18 protein-coding genes are annotated in these 22,858 nt (G+C 42.5%); 12 read left to right on the top strand and 6 right to left on the bottom strand.

The genetic code is table 11. The annotated features are described in order from the left end of the window. Nucleotides 1–214: 214 nt before the first annotated feature. The 3 genes from JV36_RS19455 (at nucleotide 215) to JV36_RS0114605 (ending at nucleotide 3,307) form a co-directional block, all read left to right on the top strand. Complete coding sequence (locus JV36_RS19455; protein ID WP_032097762.1) at nucleotides 215–505, top strand: hypothetical protein; 291 nt, start codon at nucleotides 215–217, stop codon at nucleotides 503–505. 159 nt (nucleotides 506–664) lie between these two features. After that, a complete protein-coding gene (locus JV36_RS0114610) occupies nucleotides 665–2,809 on the top strand; it encodes an exonuclease domain-containing protein (protein ID WP_032097763.1) in 2,145 nt (714 codons plus the stop codon). Between the two features lie 225 nt (nucleotides 2,810–3,034). Then, on the top strand, nucleotides 3,035–3,307 hold the full coding sequence (locus tag JV36_RS0114605; RefSeq protein WP_235207857.1) for a TIGR03643 family protein: 273 nt from the start codon (nucleotides 3,035–3,037) through the stop codon (nucleotides 3,305–3,307). Nucleotides 3,308–3,345: 38 nt separating this feature from the next. Here the strand turns inward: JV36_RS0114605 and JV36_RS0114600 are convergent, their stop codons facing one another. From JV36_RS0114600 to JV36_RS0114575, 6 genes are all read right to left on the bottom strand, one after another. Further along, the gene (locus JV36_RS0114600; protein ID WP_032097610.1) at nucleotides 3,346–3,774 is read right to left on the bottom strand and encodes a hypothetical protein; all 429 of its coding nucleotides are present in this window, start codon (nucleotides 3,772–3,774) and stop codon (nucleotides 3,346–3,348) included. A gap of 547 nt (nucleotides 3,775–4,321) precedes the next feature. After that, the gene (accC, locus tag JV36_RS0114595; protein ID WP_032097611.1) at nucleotides 4,322–5,665 is read right to left on the bottom strand and encodes an acetyl-CoA carboxylase biotin carboxylase subunit; all 1,344 of its coding nucleotides are present in this window, start codon (nucleotides 5,663–5,665) and stop codon (nucleotides 4,322–4,324) included. Between the two features lie 14 nt (nucleotides 5,666–5,679). Continuing rightward, on the bottom strand, nucleotides 5,680–6,135 hold the full coding sequence (gene accB, locus JV36_RS0114590; RefSeq protein ID WP_032097612.1) for an acetyl-CoA carboxylase biotin carboxyl carrier protein: 456 nt from the start codon (nucleotides 6,133–6,135) through the stop codon (nucleotides 5,680–5,682). 14 nt (nucleotides 6,136–6,149) lie between these two features. Next, complete coding sequence (gene aroQ, locus JV36_RS0114585; protein ID WP_032097613.1) at nucleotides 6,150–6,590, bottom strand: type II 3-dehydroquinate dehydratase; 441 nt, start codon at nucleotides 6,588–6,590, stop codon at nucleotides 6,150–6,152. Between the two features lie 294 nt (nucleotides 6,591–6,884). Continuing rightward, nucleotides 6,885–7,676, bottom strand: coding sequence for a M23 family metallopeptidase (locus JV36_RS0114580; protein ID WP_032097764.1), 792 nt, complete (start codon nucleotides 7,674–7,676; stop codon nucleotides 6,885–6,887). Nucleotides 7,677–7,788: 112 nt separating this feature from the next. Then, complete coding sequence (locus JV36_RS0114575) at nucleotides 7,789–9,594, bottom strand: protein-disulfide reductase DsbD (RefSeq protein WP_052010354.1); 1,806 nt, start codon at nucleotides 9,592–9,594, stop codon at nucleotides 7,789–7,791. Between the two features lie 629 nt (nucleotides 9,595–10,223). Here JV36_RS0114575 and JV36_RS0114570 point away from each other — a divergent pair. The 9 genes from JV36_RS0114570 (at nucleotide 10,224) to JV36_RS0114530 (ending at nucleotide 22,858) form a co-directional block, all read left to right on the top strand. Next, nucleotides 10,224–10,781 (top strand): FxsA family protein, encoded by a 558-nt coding sequence (locus tag JV36_RS0114570; protein WP_032097614.1) that lies wholly within the window; start codon nucleotides 10,224–10,226, stop codon nucleotides 10,779–10,781. Nucleotides 10,782–11,056: 275 nt separating this feature from the next. Then, nucleotides 11,057–11,347 carry a co-chaperone GroES gene (locus JV36_RS0114565; protein WP_032097615.1) on the top strand — a complete coding sequence of 97 codons (291 nt, stop codon included), beginning with the start codon at nucleotides 11,057–11,059 and terminating at the stop codon, nucleotides 11,345–11,347. A gap of 40 nt (nucleotides 11,348–11,387) precedes the next feature. Further along, nucleotides 11,388–13,028, top strand: coding sequence for a chaperonin GroEL (gene groL, locus JV36_RS0114560; RefSeq protein ID WP_032097616.1), 1,641 nt, complete (start codon nucleotides 11,388–11,390; stop codon nucleotides 13,026–13,028). Between the two features lie 404 nt (nucleotides 13,029–13,432). Beyond that, nucleotides 13,433–14,719, top strand: a complete 1,287-nt coding sequence (locus JV36_RS0114555) for a histidine kinase (protein ID WP_032097617.1) — start codon at nucleotides 13,433–13,435, stop codon at nucleotides 14,717–14,719. Next, complete coding sequence (locus JV36_RS0114550; RefSeq protein WP_032097618.1) at nucleotides 14,716–15,375, top strand: response regulator transcription factor; 660 nt, start codon at nucleotides 14,716–14,718, stop codon at nucleotides 15,373–15,375. The genes JV36_RS0114555 and JV36_RS0114550 overlap by 4 nt, the downstream gene beginning before the upstream one ends. 197 nt (nucleotides 15,376–15,572) lie before the next feature. Next, on the top strand, nucleotides 15,573–17,090 hold the full coding sequence (gene exaC, locus JV36_RS0114545) for an acetaldehyde dehydrogenase ExaC (RefSeq protein WP_032097619.1): 1,518 nt from the start codon (nucleotides 15,573–15,575) through the stop codon (nucleotides 17,088–17,090). A gap of 39 nt (nucleotides 17,091–17,129) precedes the next feature. After that, nucleotides 17,130–19,220 (top strand): 4Fe-4S binding protein, encoded by a 2,091-nt coding sequence (locus JV36_RS0114540; protein WP_032097620.1) that lies wholly within the window; start codon nucleotides 17,130–17,132, stop codon nucleotides 19,218–19,220. Continuing rightward, nucleotides 19,195–20,361: a nitric oxide-sensing protein NosP gene (nosP, locus tag JV36_RS0114535; protein WP_235207856.1), complete on the top strand. Its 1,167-nt coding sequence runs from the start codon at nucleotides 19,195–19,197 to the stop codon at nucleotides 20,359–20,361. The genes JV36_RS0114540 and nosP overlap by 26 nt, the downstream gene beginning before the upstream one ends. After that, nucleotides 20,348–22,858, top strand: a complete 2,511-nt coding sequence (locus JV36_RS0114530) for a PAS domain-containing hybrid sensor histidine kinase/response regulator (protein WP_032097622.1) — start codon at nucleotides 20,348–20,350, stop codon at nucleotides 22,856–22,858. The genes nosP and JV36_RS0114530 overlap by 14 nt, the downstream gene beginning before the upstream one ends.

Below are 22,858 nucleotides of genomic sequence, written 5' to 3'. Positions count from 1 at the left end.
CCATGTTTTTTCAATTTACTATAAATACGCTTATTACCAATGGGTGGATTGTTTTTAACTTCTTATGCATTGCTTGTTGAATGATTTATTGGATGACTTATTGAAAAGCTTAGGTAGCAGATTAGTGATCAGGTGCCAGTATTTTCGGTATTAATGAATAGCCTAAATGTTTAGGTTATTCATTTGGTATTTAAACAATAGTGAGGTGGTTGGTGTGGCAAACACTGTTGGGATATGTCCTTGCTGCAAACGTAAAACGCGACTGACATATCATCATCTTATTCCGAAAAAAATGCACAGGCGTCAATATTTTAAGAAGCATTACACAAAAGCCGAACGCCAAGAGGGGGTGCATGTTTGCAGGCAGTGTCATAGCGGTATTCACCACTTTTACGATGAAATGACCCTTGCCAAAAACCTCTGTACATTGCCGCTATTACTAGCCGATGAGCAGTTAGCATCGTTTTTTAGCTGGGTAAGTAAACAGCGGGTAAAGGTTGATTAATGGTGCTGTATAAATATACACTATAAAAAGTGTTTTGTTGTGATTTGAGTCGCTATGCCTTTAAGAAGGCATAGCTTGAGTGGCTACAACCATTAACTGTACCCAAATATCGTTAACTGACTATTTTTAATTGACTGGGCTGCTGGCCAAATGCGAAAAGTGCGAAAAGATCTCCCTCCCCGCTATTACCTCACTCATTTTCATGAGTTCCTCAGCTTTTTTGAGGGGGCAAGCGCGACACTGCTTTCTGATGAGGCCGCATCGTTTATCGAACGTTTTAACGCGTTAGACGATGACAAGCAGTGCATTATCGTACGTGCGGCTAACCGTAAATATGCGATTATTGACCGAACACAATTTAATTACGCAGAAATTAACACACCTCAAGCTCAAATAAACAGCCTAATAGAAAGCGGTTGGTTTGGCGACCTCACGAACGCCTCGTTTAATGACATAGCCGGTGTGCTTACCAAAGATGCCATATTAACGCTGTTGGCGGATTACGGCAGTACGCAAGGATTGTCCTCACAAACTAAGCCAAAGTTAGTGACGCTACTTGGCAATGAAATACGTGCGAATGGATGGCCTAGCCGCTTTTCTATCGATAACTATTTAGTGTGTTTGTTTAACGATGCACTGCGCTTCCTATTATTTTTATATTTTGGCAATACGAAGAGCCGCTTAAATCAATTCTCCATGAGAGATTTAGGCGTTATGCGCACTCGTTCAGATTCGGTGACCGATGTTGCCCGATTTGAGAGTAAGTCAGATACAGAAGCTGCGTGGTTTTACGCAAACCACTACACGCAAATTCCGTTTTATCACACCGAGACTTTGCTTAACCTGGCTGATAGCGACTTTCCTAGCACCGAAGGTGTGTCCGCAGGATTTTATAAAGATCAATTGCTGTACGCATTAGGATTAAAGCTATTAGACGAAGACAAGCAAAAAGGCCTTAATATTCTGCGCCTAGCAGACAGTGATAAAGCGAAAGAAAAATGGATAAGAGAAAGTTATAAACTCGGCTCTGTTGACGAAGTGAAAAGTGAACTTGAGTACATTATCGATAACCCTCAATCGGATACGCTATTGGCATTTGCTGAAGACTTCTATGCGCGCAAGTACAACAAAAAGCGCACCAGTACGGTGACCGATATGCTGCGCAATGCCAGCAGAGAACTATCGATTGATGTCAGCCAAAATCAGCAGGTTGAGCGTGGCGTGCTTGCCCATTATGCTAGGCATGGCATTGAAGGCTGGCGTACAGAAAACCGATTGTGGCGAAGCCTTTTTGGATTAACGTTTTGGAAGCAGCTTTATGAAGAGGATACCTTGGTAACGGAATTTGACCGACGCCCACTTTCGCTTAAGCAGAATAACTTTTACGCCAAATTTGAATCTAGTATTGAAGCGTTGCTGTCGTCGTTAGATACGCCGGAAAAATTGCTATTTCATATTCAAAAAATGGCGACGCAGCACTTCGGTAAGGTGAACAGCTTGTTCATGTGGTCTAGTCGACTATTAGTGCCCATAGAGTCATTGTTGCGATACGGAAAGCTTCAGTCTATTCACAGCTTATTGAGAATGATGTGCAAAGACTTTGAAAGTCTAAGAGATGGCTTTCCCGATATCATGGTGTACGACAACGGGTTGCGGTTTGAAGAGATTAAAGCACCGGGAGATCAGTTACGACGCAACCAGCTAGTTTCTATTCAGCGTTTGCAGCAGGCTGGGTTTGAGGTGGCAGTCACTACCGTAAACTGGGTACGCGACCCAGAACAGCCCTACGTTGTAGTTGATATAGAGACAACTGGCGGAAACAACAGCTATAACCGTATTACTGAAATAGGCATGGTTAAACTTATTGCTGGTGAAGAGGTTGCTCGTTATCAAACGTTACTGAACCCTCAGCGCCGCATTCCTTCAAATATTACTCGGCTAACTGGCATTTCAGATGAGATGGTAAAAGATGCGCCGCTTTTTTCTGAGGTTGCCAATGATATTGCAGAATTTACTGAGGATGCAGTATTTGTAGCTCACAATGTCAACTTCGACTACGGTTTTATTAAACAAGAGTTTGCCCGCCTTGAGCAGCCATTCCGCCGTCCGAAAATGTGCACGGTGAGAGAAATGCGTCGCACGCACCCTGGGCTGCCCTCTTATTCATTGGCCAATTTAACTAAGCACTTCTACATTTCGATGGAGCGCCATCACCGAGCACTCTCTGATGCAAAGGCAGCTGCCGAACTGCTAAAACTAGCATTTGAAAAAGATGACGAAGTTAATGACTTGGCCGGCGAGTAGGCGAACGACTAGCGCAGCACCTTCTAATAAAAATTGAACGAAGACGATATTTTTTCGTATGTACTGATAACGCAGTGTTTTACGTAAATATAGCGATATACAAGCGTTACCTTACGCAAAGCAAGCCCTGAAAAATACTGTAAAAAGACAACGTTAAAAAAGCGTTTAATAAGAGAGCGCTTCAATTTGATAATCGCTTTTACCTTAGACCGAGCAAAACCGTTTATGAGTACAACTATGTTAGACGAAGAACAACAGTCGCGAGTGATAGAAATGGCGTGGGAAGACAGAACGCCCTTTGAAGCCATTGAAAAGCTTTTCGGATTACCTGAAAAAGAGGTAATAAAGCTGATGCGCAAAAATCTCAAGCAGAAGACATTTAAAAATTGGCGAGCCCGTGTGTCTGGCCGCAAAACCAAGCATGCGAGTTTACGACCAGAGGGTGTAGACCGAGGTTATTGTCCGTCTCAGTACAAGGTAAAAAGTGCCAATAAATAGCGCCTGTTAGCAGGCGCTTTAAGGCAAATTTTCTGGGGTTATTCTACTGTGCTTACGGGCAATAAGAAGGCCATAAGCTGCTGTCGAAACGGGCTAGGGAATATAAGGGTGTTGCCTGATTCATTAATGGATTTAGCCTGGGCTATCATCGGTCGATATGCGGCATAAGCGGTGTCGTTTTTCTCCACCTCTTCTACCCTTTCCATAATGTTTTCAATAAACTCATTAGCGGACAACGCCTCCTCCCTCTTTAAATCCTCAGCTAATGCTTTTAACACGTAGGTTTCCCATTCTTTTCTATAGCTGTCTTGAAGTCTTTCGGGGTAAAGCGTTAGGTCGTCGATATCTTGTTTTAAGTCGACAACATCGAGAGGGTCGTCATACAAAACGCGCAGGGCGAGGAGCACATCGTCAGATAATCTGGAAATCGGGAGTTTCTCTTTAAGCTGTTTGTAACGGCTTTGCATAGTACTACCTTAAACGTCATGAAGTGTCCCTAAGGTTGTAGTTCGCTTCCTTGTTCTTAACACAAAGTCTAAAGAACTAGTGCCATAGTTTAAAGGCGTAGAGGTTAAAAATAAGTAATCTTTTATATATGAACTTGTGCAAATTACGGAGCGTATTTACTCACGCACTGTTAAAGTGTGTACGCGTTCTTGCTGTTTGGCCCACCGTTTGGTGGGCCTTTTTTTTTGCGCGTCATTTATGAGTGCAATTAGGGTGAGTAAATTGCTGCAATTTAACAGGTACGGAAATCGGGCATAAAAAAGCCGGTGCAAGGCACCGGCTGAAGTGGAGACGCGCTCCATAAGGTAAAACACACAAAAGAAAAAACAGTCATTACGGGAGACGTTTAAACTTGTGATAAGTATAGGCGTGTTGTTTGAACAAGAAAAACAGTAAAAATTGATTGTTGTAATCGTTAAATTAGAATCAATAGGAAACGAAAAACAAAAAGAATTAAGAGGGCATAAAGTTGGGCTGCACTTAAACAACAGTGCAACCCAAGGGGGATTAGGCTAGGCCTAGTTTCTTTTCAAGGTAGTGAATATTAGTGCCACCGGCAAAAAAGTTTTCATCTGCCATAATAGAGCGTTGAAGCGGAATATTTGTCTTTATTCCCTCTATCACAATTTCTTCCAGAGCATGGCGCATTCGCGCAATCGCTTCATCACGACTTTCACCGTAGGCGATAAGTTTGCCTATCATAGAATCGTAATACGGAGGAACAGTGTAGCCCGCGTAAATGTGTGACTCCCAACGAATACCCAAACCACCTGGAGCATGAAACATATTGATTAAACCAGGGCTTGGAATAAAAGTCTGAGGGTCTTCAGCGTTAATACGACACTCAATAGCGTGGCCGCGAATCTGAATTTGCGACTGATCAATAGACAGAGGCTGCCCTGCAGCTATACGAAGCTGCTCTTTGATTAAATCTACGCCTGTGATCATCTCAGATACTGGGTGCTCTACTTGAATACGCGTATTCATTTCAATGAAATAAAACTCGCCGTTCTCGTATAGGAACTCAAAGGTTCCCGCACCGCGATAGTTTATTTCAACACAGGCTCTGCGGCAGCGATCGCCAATTTTGGTTCGCATTTGCTCCGAAATTCCAGGTGCTGGCGCTTCCTCTACCACCTTTTGGTGACGACGCTGCATAGAACAGTCTCGCTCACCTAAGTGAATAGCATTACCTTGCCCATCGGCCAGTACCTGTATTTCTACGTGGCGAGGGTTCTCTAAGAACTTTTCCATGTAGACAGTAGGGTTGCCAAAGGCTGCGCCTGCTTCTGCTTGAGTAGTTTCTATGGCTTTTACGAGCTCGCCTTCGCTGCGAACAACACGCATTCCGCGACCACCACCGCCACCAGCAGCTTTAACAATGATTGGGTAACCAATGCGTTTGGCTATGGTTTTATTGCGCTCGTTATCGTCTGTCAACGGGCCATCAGAACCAGGAACACAAGGCACCCCTGCTTTCTTCATTGCATTGATAGCTGATACTTTGTCGCCCATCAGATTAATGGTGTCTGCTGTAGGCCCAATAAAGATAAAACCGCTTTTTTCTACGGCTTCTGCAAAATCAGCATTTTCCGCTAAGAAACCGTAGCCAGGGTGAATAGCAATTGAATTAGTTACTTCTGCTGCTGCAATAATACGAGGAATGTTCAGGTAACTCTCGGTTGCAGACGCTTTACCGATACAAATGGATTCATCGGCGAGTAATACGTGCTTTAAATTTTTATCCGCAGTGGAGTGCACGGCTACTGTCTTGATGCCTAGTTCTTTACAGGCTCTCAAAATACGTAGGGCAATTTCACCACGGTTAGCAATAAGTACTTTATCTAACATTGTGAATTGCTCACTTATTCGATGATGAACATAGGTTGGTCGAATTCAACCGGATCTTGATTCTCTACTAAGATTGCTTTAACAACACCGGCTTTATCAGACTCGATTTGGTTCATCATTTTCATGGCTTCAACGATACATAGTGTATCGCCAACTTTAACTTGCTGACCTACTTCGGCAAACGCTTTTGCAGTAGGTGAAGACGCGCGATAGAAGGTTCCTACCATTGGCGATTTAACCACATGGCCGGTTGGTGCTGCTGGTTCAGAGGCTGCTTCAGGCGCAGCTGGGGCTTGTGCTGGCGGTTGTTGTGGCGCTGCAGGTGCTGCAAAGCTGTAGTTAACCGGCGCATGAACGCCAGTTGGACCACGGTGAATACGTACTGACTCTTCACCTTCGGTAATTTCTAGTTCAGCTACACCAGACTCTTCAACTAGCTCGATGAGTTTCTTTATCTTTCTAATATCCATGTTCTTTCTCTGCGTTATTTTTGCGATTTCGGTAAATTGATTGCTGCGGTTAGTGCAAGGGAATAACCCATAGGGCCAAGGCCAACAATGACACCAGCTGCAACATCAGAAAAATAGGAATGATGACGAAAAGGTTCACGAGCGTGAACATTCGACAAATGAACTTCGATAAACGGAATGCTCACACTTAACAGCGCGTCGCGAATGGCCACACTTGTGTGCGTGAATGCAGCAGGGTTAATGATGATGGCATCTGTAGTACCCATAGCGTCGTGTATGCGCTCAATAAGTGCATGCTCAGAGTTAGACTGAAAATGCGAAAGCGTCACATCGCTGGAGGCAGCTTGAGCTTGCAAGTCATCAACGATGTCTTGCAAAGTTTGCGTGCCATACTTGTCGGGTTCTCTTTGGCCTAACATATTTAAGTTAGGGCCATTTAATAACAAAATATTCATCTAATTTGCTGCTATCTTCGTGTAACTGTCGTGGTATTCGTTATTTCAACAAAGTTTGCAGTCAGTTGCACGAAAAAAAGCCAATAACCGGTTCCGTTTTTAAGTTTATGTATTGATTATAGAGATAGAGAAAGATTTAGCAGCAAAATACTGGTCTAATCAGGTGTTTTCGACGCAAAGTTTTCGCTACACAAACGTGGTTTGGGTGTTTTTATTGTTAATGAAACGTTGCTTTTTCAAGCGGTGTATCACCTGCCATGCGTGGTTTTCAGCGATTTCTTGAAAAGTTGTAAGCTAAAGGCGAGAGTTCTGTAGTGAAAACGGAACGCTTTGATAGCGACCGTGAAATTTTGCCACGTATACGCCGAAATGCAGGTGGGGAAGAGACGAAAAGCCGGTATTTCCGGTGTACCCGATAAGTTGCCCTTGGGTAATTCGTTGCTCTCGTTTTACCACAACACCTTCATATTTGAGGTGATAATATTCACCGGTGGTTCCATCGTCATGCAAAATGGCAACGTAATTTGCATGTTTCGCGAAATCTGGAGTAGGTCCGCCTTTTTTCCCATTGCGCTTGGTGTCTATAACAATACCCCCTCGCGCCGCAAGCACCGGTGTGCCTTCACTAGCACCAAAATCCAGAGCATATTTAGATACACCAAAGTGACTAAACTTTCCGTTAACGCCCTGCACAATAGGGTAGTTTTGTTGAGGTTGCAACGGAGACGCATAACGATATTCACTATTGTGAGCGGCACTAATATTACCTACTGTCCATTTCACGCGCATGGTGGAGAAAAAGCGAGATGGTGACTGGGTCTCTCCTAAAACAATAGGATCGTTATTAGCTAAAAAAGCATTGGCGTGGGCTGTATAACCTAGGTCTGTTGAATACAGCGTTAAAGCTACGGGTAAATCGATGTAACGCTGAACGCGTATGACATAGCTACCGCTGGTGTCGTCTTTTTCACTTAACAAAAAGCAAAAGCGGCGCTCATCAAAGCAACCCTCTCGCTGTGTGGATAAGGCGTGAGTTTCTGATGCCTGAAGGGGCCATGCCCAAATAAATAAAGCCCAAGCAATCAAGGGCCAAGCATCCAACGCCCTCACAAAGAATGCTCGTAACCGATCATTCGCAGGTTTTTTATGTAGCCACTTACCTTGACACTTATGTAGTCCACGCCGCAGAGTGATGATGCTACTCGTCGCGGGCATTTTCTGCTGCGGCGCTGCCAGTAAGCGCACTGTCGGCAAGCGCATTGTTAACGTGCGTTGCGAAGTCATCGGCTTTCATAAACCCGGTTACCCGTGACTGTCTCAACTCTTCACCTTTTTTATCAAAAAATAAAATAGTCGGTAAGCCAAGCACTTCAAATTTATCAAACACTTCCTGACGCTGTGGCGTGTTATCGGTAAGGTCCATCTGCATCCATACGGTATTGCTCAGCGCGTTAACCACGTTTTGATCTGGGAAGGTGTATTTCTCGAACTCTTTACACGCCGTGCACCAGTCGGCGTAAAGGTCTACCATTACCGTTTGGCCGTTGTCGTTAGCCTTTGCTATCTTCTGCTGTAAATCGGTAAGATCTCTTGCCTTAATAAATTCAGGGTGAGTCACTTTTTCGCCCCAAAGCCCAACGTTTTCCCCGGTTTGATAAGTAATGCCTGCACTTCCCATAACGCCTGCCGCTACCAACATGGCCCGCAATAACTTCATTTTGCTGTTAGGCGTCGCGCGATTTAACTTCCAATAGTACCCAAATAAACCGAAGCCAAGTGCTGCCCACAAAAAGTCTGAATACAAGCTGTTCCACAACCGCTCTACAAACACTATGGCGACGGCCAGCATCATGAAGCCGAATGTTACCTTAACGACGTTCATCCAGTTCCCCGCTTTTGGCAGCAATTTTCCGCCTGTAACGCCAAATATGATCAGCGGAATGCCCATGCCAATACTTAGTAAATAGAGGGAAATAAATCCAAGGGTCATATCGCCCGTTTGTGCGATGAATAACAATATGCCGGTAAGTGGCGCAGTGGTGCACGGCGAGGCAATGAGCCCCGACAGCACGCCCATAATAAATACGCCCACGAAGCTGCCGGGGGTTTGGCTGTTGCTTGCTGAGGTGAGCTTTTCTTGCCACTTTGCAGGCAGTTGTATTTCAAAACCGCCAAACAGGGCCACGGCTAACGTGGCAAATAAAGCAATGAAAACACCTAGCACAACAGGGTGCTGAAGCGCCGCTTGAAATTGCGCCCCCGCTACTGCCACAACCAATCCAAGTAGAGAGTAGGTAATTGCCATGCCTTGTACGTAAACAAAGGTAAGCCAAAAAGAATGAGAGAGGCTTTTTGTATTACCCTGACCAATAACAATGCCTGACACAATGGGGTACATAGGGAATACACAAGGAGTAAACGCAAGGCCGATACCCAAGATAAAGAATAACATCAGAGTAAGAGGGAGGTTTTCTTTATTAATTAACCTGTTGGCAAGGGAAAACTGTTCACTCTCTGGTGCTAAAACGCCATTTTGAGCTGCTACTTGCCCATCACTAACGATTTCATTGAGATAAACGACTTTTATCGTGGGTGGGTAGCAAAGCCCAGCATCTGCACAGCCTTGATAACGCACTTTCACCACGCCATCAGAAGAGGCCTCTTCTAGGGGAAGCGTTATGCTGACGCTGTTATAAAACACTTCCGACTTGCCGTAAAACTCATCTTCAATTATTACCCCTTTTGGGTAGATAGCTTCGCCTATTGCGGCGTCTTTAGCGACGTATTTAAACTGCTTTTTATACAGGTAATAACCATCTGCAATAGTAAATGTTAGCGTTAGGGTGCTGTCTTTTTGTTTGAAGTCGAAGGCAAACGCCTGCTCAACGTCTAAAAACTCAGGCTCTTGTGAGAATGCGTTGTCTAGGCTGTTGGGGAATTGTGCTTGCGCAGCGGCGGTTACTGATAACGCGTTCACTAAAAGAAGAAAAATTAAAAATACCATTGTGGTAAAAGCACACGTTCGACGGGGCAGAGATAATGTCGACACTCGGTTTAGTAGGGCATTAATCATATTAATAACTTCAACTTCTATTGTGAGTTCTAAATTGCTTATTTTAAGCTACTGCCAGTAAAGTCAGCGCAATTGCTAATGTGCTCGGTGTTTTCTTTGTATTGGCCAAGTATTAGCTTAGTAATGAATTAGTACTGGCTCTGTACTTTTACTAGCGTTTATACACGCCGACCTTACAAAAGGTGCTTAACTATACCAAAATACGGTATAGGGTTAGATATACTTCACCGTAAATAAGGGCAAGACTATCTACTTAACAGCTGCATACTTTCGTAACAGCGGTTATCCCGTCCTGAAATAGAGTATGGTAAATTACTGCAAGTGATTGAGTCATAGTAAAACTGACGCAAGGTAAATCGGATATAAAGTAGGACTGATAGATAATTAGACCGTTGGTGTCCAAATATTGTTTCACGCAAGTGTAGCTAGCTCACGGTTTTCGATAGCAGTAGTTATCGGTCGTATTGAACCTGTATTTAACCGAAAGTAAACGAACCTTTGATTGCTTTTGGGCTCAACACCCATATAACACTTAATAGACTGTTTAAAGAGGACTCACCTTGCGGGTTTTATTCATTTTATTTGCCGTACTTCCTATTTTAGAAATCGCCTTACTGGTTAATGTTGGCAGCATTATTGGCGGTTGGAACACAATAGGGATTGTTATTCTTACCGCTTTCATTGGCTCTTATTTTGTAAAGCGTGAGGGGATAAGTACCCTTCAAACTGCGCAGGCAAAAATGCAGCGCAACGAAATGCCGGGAAAAGAGCTGGTAGAAGGGCTAATGCTAGTGGTTGCTGGCGTGTTGTTAGTGACCCCAGGGTTTATCACCGACATACTCGGTTTTATGTTTGTACTACCCGGAACGCGACATTTACTTGCTGCCCAGGTAAGCAAGCACATGAAAATGCGCGTTGTTATGCCCGGTGCAGGAGCTGGTGGTGCTGGGCCAGGTGCAAGCGGCTTCAATACAAACCGGCAACAAAGCCCATTTGGCAGCGACCCTTTTGGAGGTACTGATTCGCCATTTAATACATCAGCGAAGAACAAAGACGATGTGATTGAAGGTGAATACACGGACAATACGCAAAACGACGAAGACAAGCGTTTGAAGTAAACCTACTCCATACCGCTAGCGAGTAGGTTTTGATTTGATGCTGAGCCGTCTCATCCTCTAACTAATCCCCCCAAACACATGTATTTCGCAAAAAAATCAATTTTTTTACATTTTTTTGTGGAAAACACTTGAACTTGTTTGGGTACTGCCCCATTTATCCGTGCAGATAACATTTTAACTGCTCAGCAATGAGCGTTCCAGGCAATCAACATTCAAAACAGTGAATGTTGAATATTCTTTAATTTTGAATAGTGGAATTTTCAGGAGACTTGAAAATGGCAATTCGTCCTTTACACGACCGCGTAATAATTAGACGCGCAGAGCAAGAAAGTAAATCTGCAGGCGGTATCGTTCTGACTGGTTCTGCAGCAGAAAAATCAACTCGCGGTGAAGTCATCGCTGTGGGTAATGGTCGCATACTTGAGAATGGTGATATTAAAGCGCTAGACGTAAAAGTTGGCGACACCGTTATTTTCAGTGACGGTTACGGCGTTAAAACAGAAAAGCTGGATGGTGAAGAAGTTCTGATCCTTAGCGAAAGCGACATCCTAGCGATTGTTGAGTAATAACGACTAACGTTTAACCGAATTAGAGAGGAATTGAATCATGGCAGCTAAAGAAGTACGTTTTGGTGACGACGCTCGCACAAAAATGCTTAAAGGCGTAAACACGCTAGCAAATGCAGTAAAAGTAACGCTTGGTCCTAAAGGCCGTAACGTTGTTTTAGACAAGTCTTTCGGCGCACCTACCATTACTAAAGATGGTGTATCTGTAGCGAAAGAAATCGAACTTGAAGACAAGTTTGAGAACATGGGCGCACAGATGGTGAAAGAGGTAGCCTCTAAAGCGAACGATGAAGCGGGTGACGGTACAACCACCGCTACTGTGCTTGCACAAGCTATCGTTACTGAAGGTCACAAGTCTGTTGCTGCGGGTATGAACCCAATGGATCTTAAGCGCGGTATCGATAAAGCTGTTATCGCAGCGGTTGCTGAGCTTAAAGCACTTTCTACAGATTGTGCAGACAGCAAGTCTATCGCACAAGTTGGTACTATCTCAGCTAACTCAGACGCAGAAGTTGGTGACATCATTGCACAAGCAATGGAAAAAGTAGGTAAAGAAGGTGTTATCACTGTAGAAGAAGGTCAAGCACTTCAAAACGAACTAGATGTTGTTGAAGGTATGCAGTTCGACCGTGGTTACCTATCTCCTTACTTCATCAACAACCAAGAAAACGGAACTGTTGAACTAGATAGCCCATTCATCTTGTTAGTAGATAAGAAAATTTCTAACATCCGTGAATTGCTTCCAACGCTTGAAGGCGTAGCGAAAGCTGGTAAGCCACTACTTATTATGGCTGAAGATGTTGAAGGCGAAGCGCTAGCAACATTAGTTGTAAACAACATGCGCGGTATCGTGAAAGTGGCTGCGGTTAAAGCACCTGGTTTCGGCGACCGTCGTAAAGCAATGCTTCAAGACATCGCGGTACTTACAGGCGGTACAGTAATCTCTGAAGAGATTGGTCTAGACCTTGAAAAAGTGCAGCTAGAAGACCTTGGTACAGCGAAGCGCGTAGTTATCAACAAAGACAACACGACTATTGTTGATGGTAACGGCGACGAAGAAGCGATTGAAGGTCGTTGTGCACAAATTAAAGGTCAAATTGAAGACTCTTCATCTGACTACGACAAAGAAAAGCTTCAAGAGCGTTTAGCTAAGCTTTCTGGTGGTGTTGCAGTAATTAAAGTTGGTGCAGCAACTGAAGTAGAAATGAAAGAGAAAAAAGACCGCGTTGAAGATGCTCTACACGCAACGCGTGCAGCGGTTGAAGAAGGCGTAGTACCTGGTGGTGGTGTTGCTCTAGTTCGTGCAGCGGCTAAGCTTGCTGACCTAACGGGTGACAACGAAGACCAAACTGTAGGTATTAAACTTGCGCTACGTGCAATGGAATCGCCTCTACGTCAAATCGCGAGCAATGCCGGTGCAGAAGCATCTGTTGTTGTTAACGCTGTTAAAGGCGGCGAAGGTAACTACGGTTACAACGCTGGCAACGACACCTACGGCGACATGCTAGAGATGGGTATTCTTGACCCAACTAAAGTAACGCGTTCTGCACTACAGTTTGCAGCATCAATTGCTTCACTTATGATCACTACTGAAGCGATGGTTGCTGAGCTACCTAAAGACGAAGCAGCTCCTGCAATGCCTGATATGGGCGGCATGGGCGGAATGGGCGGCATGATGTAATCAATTGCTGCCTCTTATAGTCCTTTGGAATTAATGGCTTACGTTTAATGTATACAATTAAGTATACAATTAAGTATACAATTAAGTATACAATTAAGTATACGCAAATGTAGACAGTGATGTAGGACGAAAAGAAGCTTTAAGAAAGGCGTTGGGTTTAGGCTCAGCGCCTTTTTTTGTGCTAATTAGAACACGCCTAAGTCTATTTTATCGAAAAGCTCAGTGAAAATTCACTGATATACGGCTAAGAAATGCAGCTTACCAAGATAAGTGATGTCACTGTTTTGTTCGCGAAAAGCAAATTTCCCTACCTTAGTAGGAGGAAAACGCGTCGAAGGCAGGATGGGGTTGCTCGCTAAGGTTGTTTAGCATAAACATATGGTTATATTGAACTGGATTTTTGGATGTCTGGTTTTACAAAGGTGTCTTCTGCGATCGTAGCAGTATTTATCAGTTGCTTTCTTATTTTCTCTTGTTTGGTTTATTTCCAGATAACACAAAATATAGAAGAAGAAACAACGTCAGCGCTAAGTCAAGTGCAAAAAATGGTCACATTAAACTTGCCCGCTGATGCAGTGAAGACTATTGCAGAACAAAGCCCTCACTTATCTGTACGCTACTTCACAGGGCGAATTTCAAGTGATGGAATTGTCACTAATACCATGGCTGTTGATAATGCTAATTCATTTATTCATATTCCACTGTATGAAAACTACCATTTAATCATTACTCCCCATGCATCTGCAGAATTGCGTCAAAATCTTGATTTTTTTTATTTAGTTGCTGCTCTATTTCTCGCAACGTTTGTACTGCTTCTGCTTACTTTGCGCGTGGCTGTGAAGCAAAGATTAGAGCCATTAAATCAATTATCAAAAGCCTTAAAAGTACTTAAAGAGGGAACGTTAACACAGCAATTTGCACATTCTGATATTCATGAGTTAAATCAAGTCATCAATGAGTTTCAGAACTTGCAAGTTGCGCTAAATCACAAAGAGCAACAGCTGGTAAAAATAGATAAGCAGCTTGCTTTACTGCAAGAGCAAGAACGAAGCTACCTAGCTCAAGAGCTACACGATAATGTTGGTCAGCTACTTACTACAATAAAAGCGCACGCCTATATATTGGTCAATTCTCATGAGCAAAGCGTTCTCCAGTTATCCGCTAAGAAAGTACAGGAAATGTCTCATCAAATCAGTAATTCGATAAGGATACTGACTGCTCACTTACATCCATTAGTTCTCGATAAAGTGAGTTTACATGCGTCGCTTGAAAAATTAGTTTATGAACAGGAGCTCGCAATGCCTGCAATACAGTGGGATGTTTCAATAAACCTGAAAGGATACAAAGAAGACCGTGAACGAGATATTCATATTTACAGGTTTGTTCAAGAGGCTCTAAACAATGTAGTCAAGCATGCCAGTGCAACAATGGTTAACGTTGATATTGTGGGGAATGAACAAAAGCTGAGTGTAGAGATAAGTGACAATGGGTGTGGATTAAATAAACATGTAGTCGAAAATATTGGAATGTCCTCTATGCGAAGCAGAGCTAGGTGCATCGGTGGTACATGTTCTATTCTTCCTGCTCAAGAGAAAAGCTTTAATGGTGCTCCTATAAATCGAGGTGTGAGAGTTACCCTTAATGTAACGCTGCTTGCACCTTCTACACAATTAGATGCGATAGTTGCATGAATATTCTCATCGTAGATGATCACGCTGTGGTTAGAGAAGGATACCGCGCGCTACTCAATGCTATGTTGCCAGAATATCATGTCTTTGATTGTGAAAATGGTACACAAGCTAACGCAATCCTCTCGAGTGTTAACATCGACATACTCGTTTTAGATATTAATTTGTCCAACGAAAGTGGTCTTGTTTTGGCACCTCAGTTTTTGGCGATAGTTCCTGCGCTTAAAATTATATTTTTTAGTATGTTTGAAGACTGCTTAATACTTCAGCGAGCAATGGAGAGCGGGGCCATGGGGTATATTAGTAAAAGTAGTTCACCCAGTGCGCTTATTTCAGCAATAAAAGTGGTAGGAAAAGGCCAAAAATATATAGAGCGAAGTTTGGCGGTGAATTTAGCTAATCAACTTTTAGATCACGATGTCGATCTATCCGCCAAACTTACCAAACGCGAATTTGAAATATTCATTGCGATAGCAATGAGAAAAGGGCGTAATCAGATTGCTGAGGAATTAGGCGTGTCAGCAAAAACGATATCCAATGCCCTCACTGTCATAAAGCGTAAGCTTAATGCAAGTCCATCTGAGTTTTCTGAAATCGCAAAAAAACACGGTTATGTTGGCGATGTTATAACGGGTTCGAGAACCGCTCCCAAATCATAAATAATGGTTCGTAATCTTGTCCATCTACCTCAAAAGAAAGCGACCACTTCCATAACATTGTGTTTTGTCCCCTCCTAAAGTAGGAGTCAAATGGGCCTATCGAATTATGGTGACAAAACGTTAAAAGTACGATCCTTTACTACACAGCAAGTCTAATCAGCGTGCTTTACGCACCATACACAAAAGGGTTGTCTCTTATGATTTATGCAAAACCAGGAAGTGAAGGTTCAGTTGTTAGTTTTAAAGAAAGCTACGGAAATTTTATTAACGGTGAATGGGTCGCGCCAGTTAAAGGTGAGTATTTCACCGCCACATCGCCAGTAGATGGTAGCGATATAACGCAAATTCCGCGTTCTACAGCAGAAGATATAGAGCTGGCTCTCGACGCCGCACATGCAGCGAAAAAAGGATGGGCTGACATGTCAGTGGGCGAACGCTCGAACGTTCTGTTAAAAATAGCTGATCGTATAGAAGAAAATCTGGAATTACTTGCCGTTGCTGAAACGTGGGATAATGGCAAAGCGGTTCGCGAAACGCTTAATGCTGATATTCCGTTGTGCGTAGACCACTTCCGTTACTACGCAGGATGTATTCGCAGCCAAGAAGGTACCATTGGCGAGATCGATAAAAATACCGTTGCTTATCACTTTCACGAACCGTACGGCGTAGTAGGTCAAATTATACCTTGGAATTTTCCATTATTAATGGCTGCTTGGAAGTTAGCTCCCGCATTGGTAACGGGTAACGTGGTCATATTGAAACCAGCGGAGCAAACGCCCGTATCAATATTATTGTTTGCTGAATTGATTCAAGATCTACTTCCTCCAGGTGTACTTAACATTGTGAATGGGTTTGGTGCAGAGGCAGGCCAAGCATTAGCCACAAGTACACGTATAGCTAAAATCGCTTTCACCGGCTCGACACCTGTGGGCGGTCATATACTGCGATGTGCAGCGGAAAACCTTATTCCTTCTACTGTGGAACTTGGCGGGAAGTCACCCAATATCTTTTTTGCAGATATAATGAATCACGAACCAGAGTTTATTGATAAATGTGCAGAAGGGTTGGTGCTTGGTTATTTCAACCAAGGTGAGGTGTGTACCTGTCCGTCTCGTGCCATTATTCATGAAGATATTTACGATTCGTTTATGGAAAAAGTGGTAGAGAAAATCAAAAAGATCAAGCGTGGTAATCCACTTGATACCGACACCATGGTGGGCGCTCAAGCATCCAACGAGCAATTCGAAAAAATATTGAAATATATTGATATTGGTAAAGCTGAAGGTGCTGAAGTTGTTATTGGTGGTGAGAAAGAAAAGCTGCCTGGCTTTGACAGTGGTTATTATATTCAACCAACAATCTTGAAAGGTAAAAACCACATGCGAGTTTTCCAGGAGGAGATTTTTGGACCTGTCATTTCGGTGCAGACCTTTAAAACTGAGGAAGAGGCGATTGAGATTGCAAACAACACTAGCTTTGGCCTTGGAGCTGGCGTTTGGAGTCGTGATGCCAACGTGGCGTTTCGCGTAGGCCGTGCCATTGAAGCGGGTCGCGTATGGACCAACTGTTATCATCTATATCCTGCCCACGCTGCGTTTGGTGGTTACAAAAAGTCGGGTATAGGCCGAGAAACGCATAAAATGATGCTTGATCATTATCAACAAACTAAAAACTTATTGGTAAGTTACGATATTAATCCACTAGGTTTCTTCTAATTGAGCGAGAGGGCAGCATCATGTGCTGCCTTTAATTCTATGTTTAGAAGATTTGCTTTATTGATACTTTTGTTTTTAGTGGCGTGTCACGTCTACGCAAAATCCGACGCGACTGATATCCCTTCTGACATACACGAATTTTTTCCTACTGCTACACGTGTTGGCGAAACGCATGCCGATATACAAGTTACCCCAGTTTATCAGCTACAAGATCTTCTGGGCTATGTTTTTGAATCTAACGACTTTGTTGATTTCATTGGCTTTTCTGGTAAGCCAGTCAATGTGTTAATCGGGCTCGATACCGAGGGCAATTTTGTTGGTTTAAAGGTAAAGCAACATAGTGAGCCCATATTTCTCCATGGTTTGGGCGAGCAGTCCATGTTTGATTTTATTGCGCAATACTTATCTCACAATATAAGAGAACGCTTTATTGTCGGCGGAAAAAGTAAGGCTGGTAGTGATGCAACGTATTTTGATGGCGTTACTAAAGCTACTGTGTCGGTGTTGGTGATAAACGACACCATAGTTACCTCTGCACTTGCTGTTGCAAGAGCAAAGTTAGATGGGTTTGTCGCCCCTAGTACAAAAATCGTCAATCCAGACTTTTTCGAGCCGTTAAATTTTAATGAGTTGGTTGAGAAAGGATACGTCCAGAAGCACTTGTTGTTGTCATCTCATTTTGAAGGTGTAGAAAGTGAAATAGTTGCCGCCGCTGCGCCTTTTATTAATGCAGAAAATGACGTTTTTTCAGAGCACTATTATGCATTTTTAAATATTCCTACAGTGGGCAGAAACTTATTAGGAGAGCAAGAGTTTAAAAGGTTACAAGAAAACTTAAATCCAGGTGAGTTAGCACTGATGGTGTTTAATACAAAAGGGTTTAGTTTTATCAGTGAGGATTTTGTATCACAAACTGCACCTGAGTTTTTACGTCTTAGTCAGGGAGACTTTCCGTTATCGATACGCGACATTGATTTCTATAGCTTTTATGAACCTGAATTTTCTCAACCGTTGCCAGACTTCAATGATATAAAGGTATTGCGTGTTAAGGCTAAAGGCGGACTATCACTCGACCAACCAATAACCATATCGATCGCATTGCCTTACAACCCGAGTTTTTTCGAACAAGAAGAACATCTTTTACCTTATTCTTTTACACTGCCACCGCAACTATTTATTGAAAATCCAGAAGCCATTGCCGAAACCCCATTACCACTGTGGCAAAAAATATGGCTCGATAAGACGTTAGAGATCTCTATAACCGTTGCCTATCTTTTTGGTTTGTCTGTATTCTTTGCATTTCAACGTCGTCTAACAAAATACACATTATGTATTCGTATTATTAGGCTAACATCGTTGTTATTTATATTATTCTTTATTGGTTTTTATGCGCAAGGCCAGCTTTCCGTCGTTAATATTTACACACTGTTATTGGATATAGTTGATGGTTTCTCCCTTGGCGTATATCTGTTGGATCCAGTTATTTTTATACTTTGGTGTTTTGTTTTTATTTCACTTTTTGTTGTGGGCAGAGGCCTTTATTGTGGATGGCTCTGTCCCTTTGGCGCATTGCAGGAGATGCTTGCTATCATCGCTGAAAAGCTAAAGATAAAACAAATACGAGTTAAGCCCCATCATCACAAGCGTGCACAAAAAATAAAGTATGTGCTTCTGTTGGGGTTGGTAGGATGTGCATTTTATTCACTCACACTGGCCGAAAAATTAGCTGAGTTAGAGCCTTTTAAAACTGCAATAACGCTTCATTTCGTGCGTTATTGGCCGTTTGTACTTTATGCTATCGCGATACTTGCGCTTAGCCTGAAGATTCACAAAGTATATTGCCGTTACTTATGTCCGCTTGGTGCAGGCCTAGCTGTTCTGGGTAGATTTCCCATTGTGAAATTACTGAGACGTAGACAAGAGTGCGGCGCTCCTTGCCAATTGTGTCGACAAAAAAAATGCGGCATTGATGCAATCGAAATGGACGGTAGTATTGACTATGCTGAATGCATCCAATGTTTAGAATGTGTGGTAACACTCGATAATCCCGAGATGTGTAAAATTGATAAATATAAGAAAAAAAGGGTCCCCACTCGTGTCAAAAATGTCAATATTATCAGCGCTAAGTAAAAGCGGTAGTGTTCATGCCTCTTCCTCTTACGCAGCAATTGATGCCTGCCATCATGTTGCCGAAGCCATACTTTCGCAGGCTGCTCATGAAGACATAGAGTGTATTTTATTTCACACTTCTACCGTTTTTGATTTGGATGAAGTGGCGTCTGAAATGTCTCGCTTGTTCTGTCAGATACCCGTTGTGGGATGCACAAGTGCAGGAGAGTTTAATCAGAGTGGATACGGGACAGAAAAACTTCTCGCTATAGCATTTCTGAAAAGTGAGTTTTCCATTGCCACTGCGCTGGTAAAAAATTTAGGCGATGTGAATTTTGACAAAGCACATGACATTGCGAGCACATTGCGAAATACCCTACAGAAACGTGAAATTCGGCACGAAACAGAGCAACATTTTGTTGTTTCTATGTTAGACGGTTTATCTCGACATGAAGAACACTTTTTAGAAACTTTCGCAAGCGCATTTGGCAATATTCCTCATTTAGGTGGCAGCGCCGGAGATGATTTAAAATTGAATGCCACGTATGTCTATTATGAGGGGCAATTTTATCAAGATGCTGCCGTTCTCCTACTTGTTGGCACGTCTAAGCCTTTCACGGTGTTTTCTATCGACCATATACATTCACCTGTCTCTAAATTGGTGGTTACCAATGCCGATGCGGAATCGAGAACGGTATACGAGATTAACGGCGAACCCGCTGCTCACTATTACGCTAGTTTGCTAGGATTAAAAGCGGATGAATTGACCCCTGATGTTTTTTCATTATTTCCGTTAGCTGTATTTGTTGGCGGTAAGTATTTTATACGTTCCATCCAAAAGGTCGATTTAGTGACCAATGGTATTACGTTCTATTGCGCTGTTGATATCGGTATTATCCTTACATTTATTCAACTTGGTGATTGTATTGAGGCTTTGGAATCAGTATTGGAGAGCTTGACTATAAAGTACGGTGAGCCTGATTTTATCTATGCATGTGATTGTTTCTTACGACGACTAGAAATTCAACAAAGCAACAAAGATGAAGAAATAGAGCGGCTACAGCGTAAATACAAGATTGCTGGGTTTAATGCCTACGGAGAACACATTCATTCAGTACACCTAAATCAAACGTTCACAGGGGTGTATTTTGCAAAAAACTGATGACATAACCGAGCTCACAAAATTGCAAGAAGAGCTTGCGGTACAAAAGCGCGAGAATGAAAAATTAGAGAAAATTAATGCCGCTTTGATGTATCGCATGGAAGAGGGCGGCTTTAATCATCATAGCTACCGTGCTTTCGAGCATTCGGTTCAATTATCGGAAAAAGTGAACCAGAAAACTGATGAGTTGCAATCGGTGCTTCAGAAACTCGCACAGTCGAATGCCGATTTAGAGGCCGCTCACGACGAGACAAATCGCGTCAAGCAACGCTTAAACGATGCAATAGAGAGTACTAATCAGGCGATGGTGTTGCTCGACAAATTAGGAGCTATCATCTTTTTTAATCGTCACTTCGAAACGGTGTGGGATGACCTTTCGATTACACCGCATATTGGCGATAATTACCATGATATTACTCAAGCTGCCAAGCATTCCGGTGTAATAAGACGTGCCCTGCCGGCGAATGCTGAGGGTTGTATAATCTATCAACTATCGAATCGACGCTGGTATCAGGTGACCAATCGTCGCACACAAGAGGGCGGCCAAGTCATCCTCTTTAACGACATTACTGATGTTAAATTAAATGAATCCAATCGCTATGAGCAAGTTATTAAAGAGAAAAATAAACTGCTGCAGAGTTTGATCGACAATATAGAGGTAGGTATTTTATTAATACACCAGGGCGGAGAAATTGCGTTCTGGAATGATACATTTCTTTCCCAATCTAATTTACCGGTTCAACTTCTTATCAACTGTCGCAATATTTATGCACTTCAAAACTGTGAAAATTGGAGCGGACTCAACCTACAAACGGATGCTGATAACATTCAAATAATTAGTGATGACTTGGTTGTTGAACGCAACATCACGGTATTGCCCGATGGTAATACCCTTTGTACTTTTACCAACATAACATCGCAACATCATCACGCAGAAACAATGAAGCAAAATGAAAACTGGATAAGAATGATCACTGACAATGTTCCCGCACTGATCGCCTATATTGGGACAGATAAAAAATTCCAATATACAAACAAAGGTTATCGAGATTGGTATGGGGTATCAGAGAGTGACATTGCTAAACATCCAATGGAAAACAGTCATTTAAAGGATGTATATCCCAATCTTGTTCACTATTTGAAGCGCGTTAGTAAGGGCGAAGTCGTCAGTTTTCAAAGTAGAGAGCGAAACGCAGTTGGAGAATTAGGCTTTCTGCAAAAAGTGTATCTACCACACTTTGATAGTGAAGGGACAATAGCGGGTCATTTTGTTCTTGCAACTGACATCTCTGAGCAGGTAAAAAGCAAGCTTGCACTGGAAGCTGCGAAGGATCAGCTTGAAACAAATGTTGAGAAGCGAACACGGGAACTCAATCATGCCAATGTTGCATTGCAAGATGCCATTAAGTCAAAGAGTAGATTTTTGGCTGCAATTAGCCATGATTTAATGCAGCCTTTAAGTGCAGCAATATTGTTTAACGAGTCGTTAAAAGATCAGATTGATTCATCGGCCAACACGATTATTAGTGCGCTTGATAATTCGCTTCGTGATTTACACGGATTAATACGAACACTTATTGAAACATCTAAGTTGGATGCAGGGGCATTGCAACCCGATAAGCAGGCAGAAAATGCACTGCCTTTGTTGAGTCAGCTAGCAGAGGAATTTTCTCATATTAGTAAAGATTACAAGGTCGATTTTCACTACCGGTTTCATGAGGCATTTGTTTTTACCGATTTGAATTTATTATCAAGGATTTTGAGAAACTTACTTATCAACGCTATGAAGTATGGTGCTAACGGCAAGGTTCTGTTTATTGCCCGAAAAGTGAAAGATAACCTTAAAATCAGTATTTTAGACCAAGGTGTTGGTATAAGTGAAGTAGGCAAGGGATTGATATTTAAAGAGTTTTCCCGTCTAGAAAACAGCTTCAATTATTCTTATAGTTTAGGGTTGGGTCTTTATATCGTTGATAAAATGAGCAAGCTACTAGGACATGAAATTCATGTTAAATCAGAGGAGAATGTCGGCGCGTGCTTTACAGTATGCGTTCCCATTACAGAAGACTCTGTAGAGGAAAAAATATCATCAGACCATATAAAAGAAAATCAAACGGCGCTTCCTGCTAGCCTACTGAATAAGCAAATTTGGCATATTGATAACGATACGAATATGCGTATTGCTATGCAATCGTTGTTTGATTCCTGGGGAATGGAAGTCGATACATTTTCGGGTTACCAACAGTGTAACATGGTAACCAATGGTAATTTTGAAGGGTGTGATTTATTGATTATCGATTATCATTTAGACAATAATGAAAATGGGTTGGAGATAGCCAAGAAAATTCGCGAGCGACGCCCTTTCATGCCGATAATTATTTGCACTGCCAACCGCTCTAAACAACTCGCCGATGAGGTTAGTGCATCTAATCTCAAACTGCTTTATAAACCAATAGATGCACAAACGTTAAAAACATCGTTAATCTCTTGTTTCTAA

The organism is Alteromonas sp. LOR (genome assembly GCF_000753865.1).
GTDB lineage: Bacteria > Pseudomonadota > Gammaproteobacteria > Enterobacterales > Alteromonadaceae > Alteromonas.
Note: the sequence above shows the minus strand (reverse complement) of the source record. Positions and strands in the feature narration are given on the sequence as shown.

Bases quoted from the DNA above. Each gene is read 5' to 3' on its own strand.
- JV36_RS0114605 (WP_235207857.1), top strand. From the start codon at position 3,035: ATGAGTACAACTATGTTAGACGAAGAACAACAGTCGCGAGTGATAGAA.
- JV36_RS0114600 (WP_032097610.1), bottom strand. From the start codon at position 3,774: ATGCAAAGCCGTTACAAACAGCTTAAAGAGAAACTCCCGATTTCCAGA.
- accC (WP_032097611.1), bottom strand. From the start codon at position 5,665: ATGTTAGATAAAGTACTTATTGCTAACCGTGGTGAAATTGCCCTACGT.
- accB (WP_032097612.1), bottom strand. From the start codon at position 6,135: ATGGATATTAGAAAGATAAAGAAACTCATCGAGCTAGTTGAAGAGTCT.
- aroQ (WP_032097613.1), bottom strand. From the start codon at position 6,590: ATGAATATTTTGTTATTAAATGGCCCTAACTTAAATATGTTAGGCCAA.
- JV36_RS0114575 (WP_052010354.1), bottom strand. From the start codon at position 9,594: ATGGTATTTTTAATTTTTCTTCTTTTAGTGAACGCGTTATCAGTAACC.
- JV36_RS0114565 (WP_032097615.1), top strand. From the start codon at position 11,057: ATGGCAATTCGTCCTTTACACGACCGCGTAATAATTAGACGCGCAGAG.
- groL (WP_032097616.1), top strand. From the start codon at position 11,388: ATGGCAGCTAAAGAAGTACGTTTTGGTGACGACGCTCGCACAAAAATG.
- JV36_RS0114555 (WP_032097617.1), top strand. From the start codon at position 13,433: ATGTCTGGTTTTACAAAGGTGTCTTCTGCGATCGTAGCAGTATTTATC.
- JV36_RS0114550 (WP_032097618.1), top strand. From the start codon at position 14,716: ATGAATATTCTCATCGTAGATGATCACGCTGTGGTTAGAGAAGGATAC.
- exaC (WP_032097619.1), top strand. From the start codon at position 15,573: ATGATTTATGCAAAACCAGGAAGTGAAGGTTCAGTTGTTAGTTTTAAA.
- JV36_RS0114540 (WP_032097620.1), top strand. From the start codon at position 17,130: ATGTTTAGAAGATTTGCTTTATTGATACTTTTGTTTTTAGTGGCGTGT.
- nosP (WP_235207856.1), top strand. From the start codon at position 19,195: ATGTCAATATTATCAGCGCTAAGTAAAAGCGGTAGTGTTCATGCCTCT.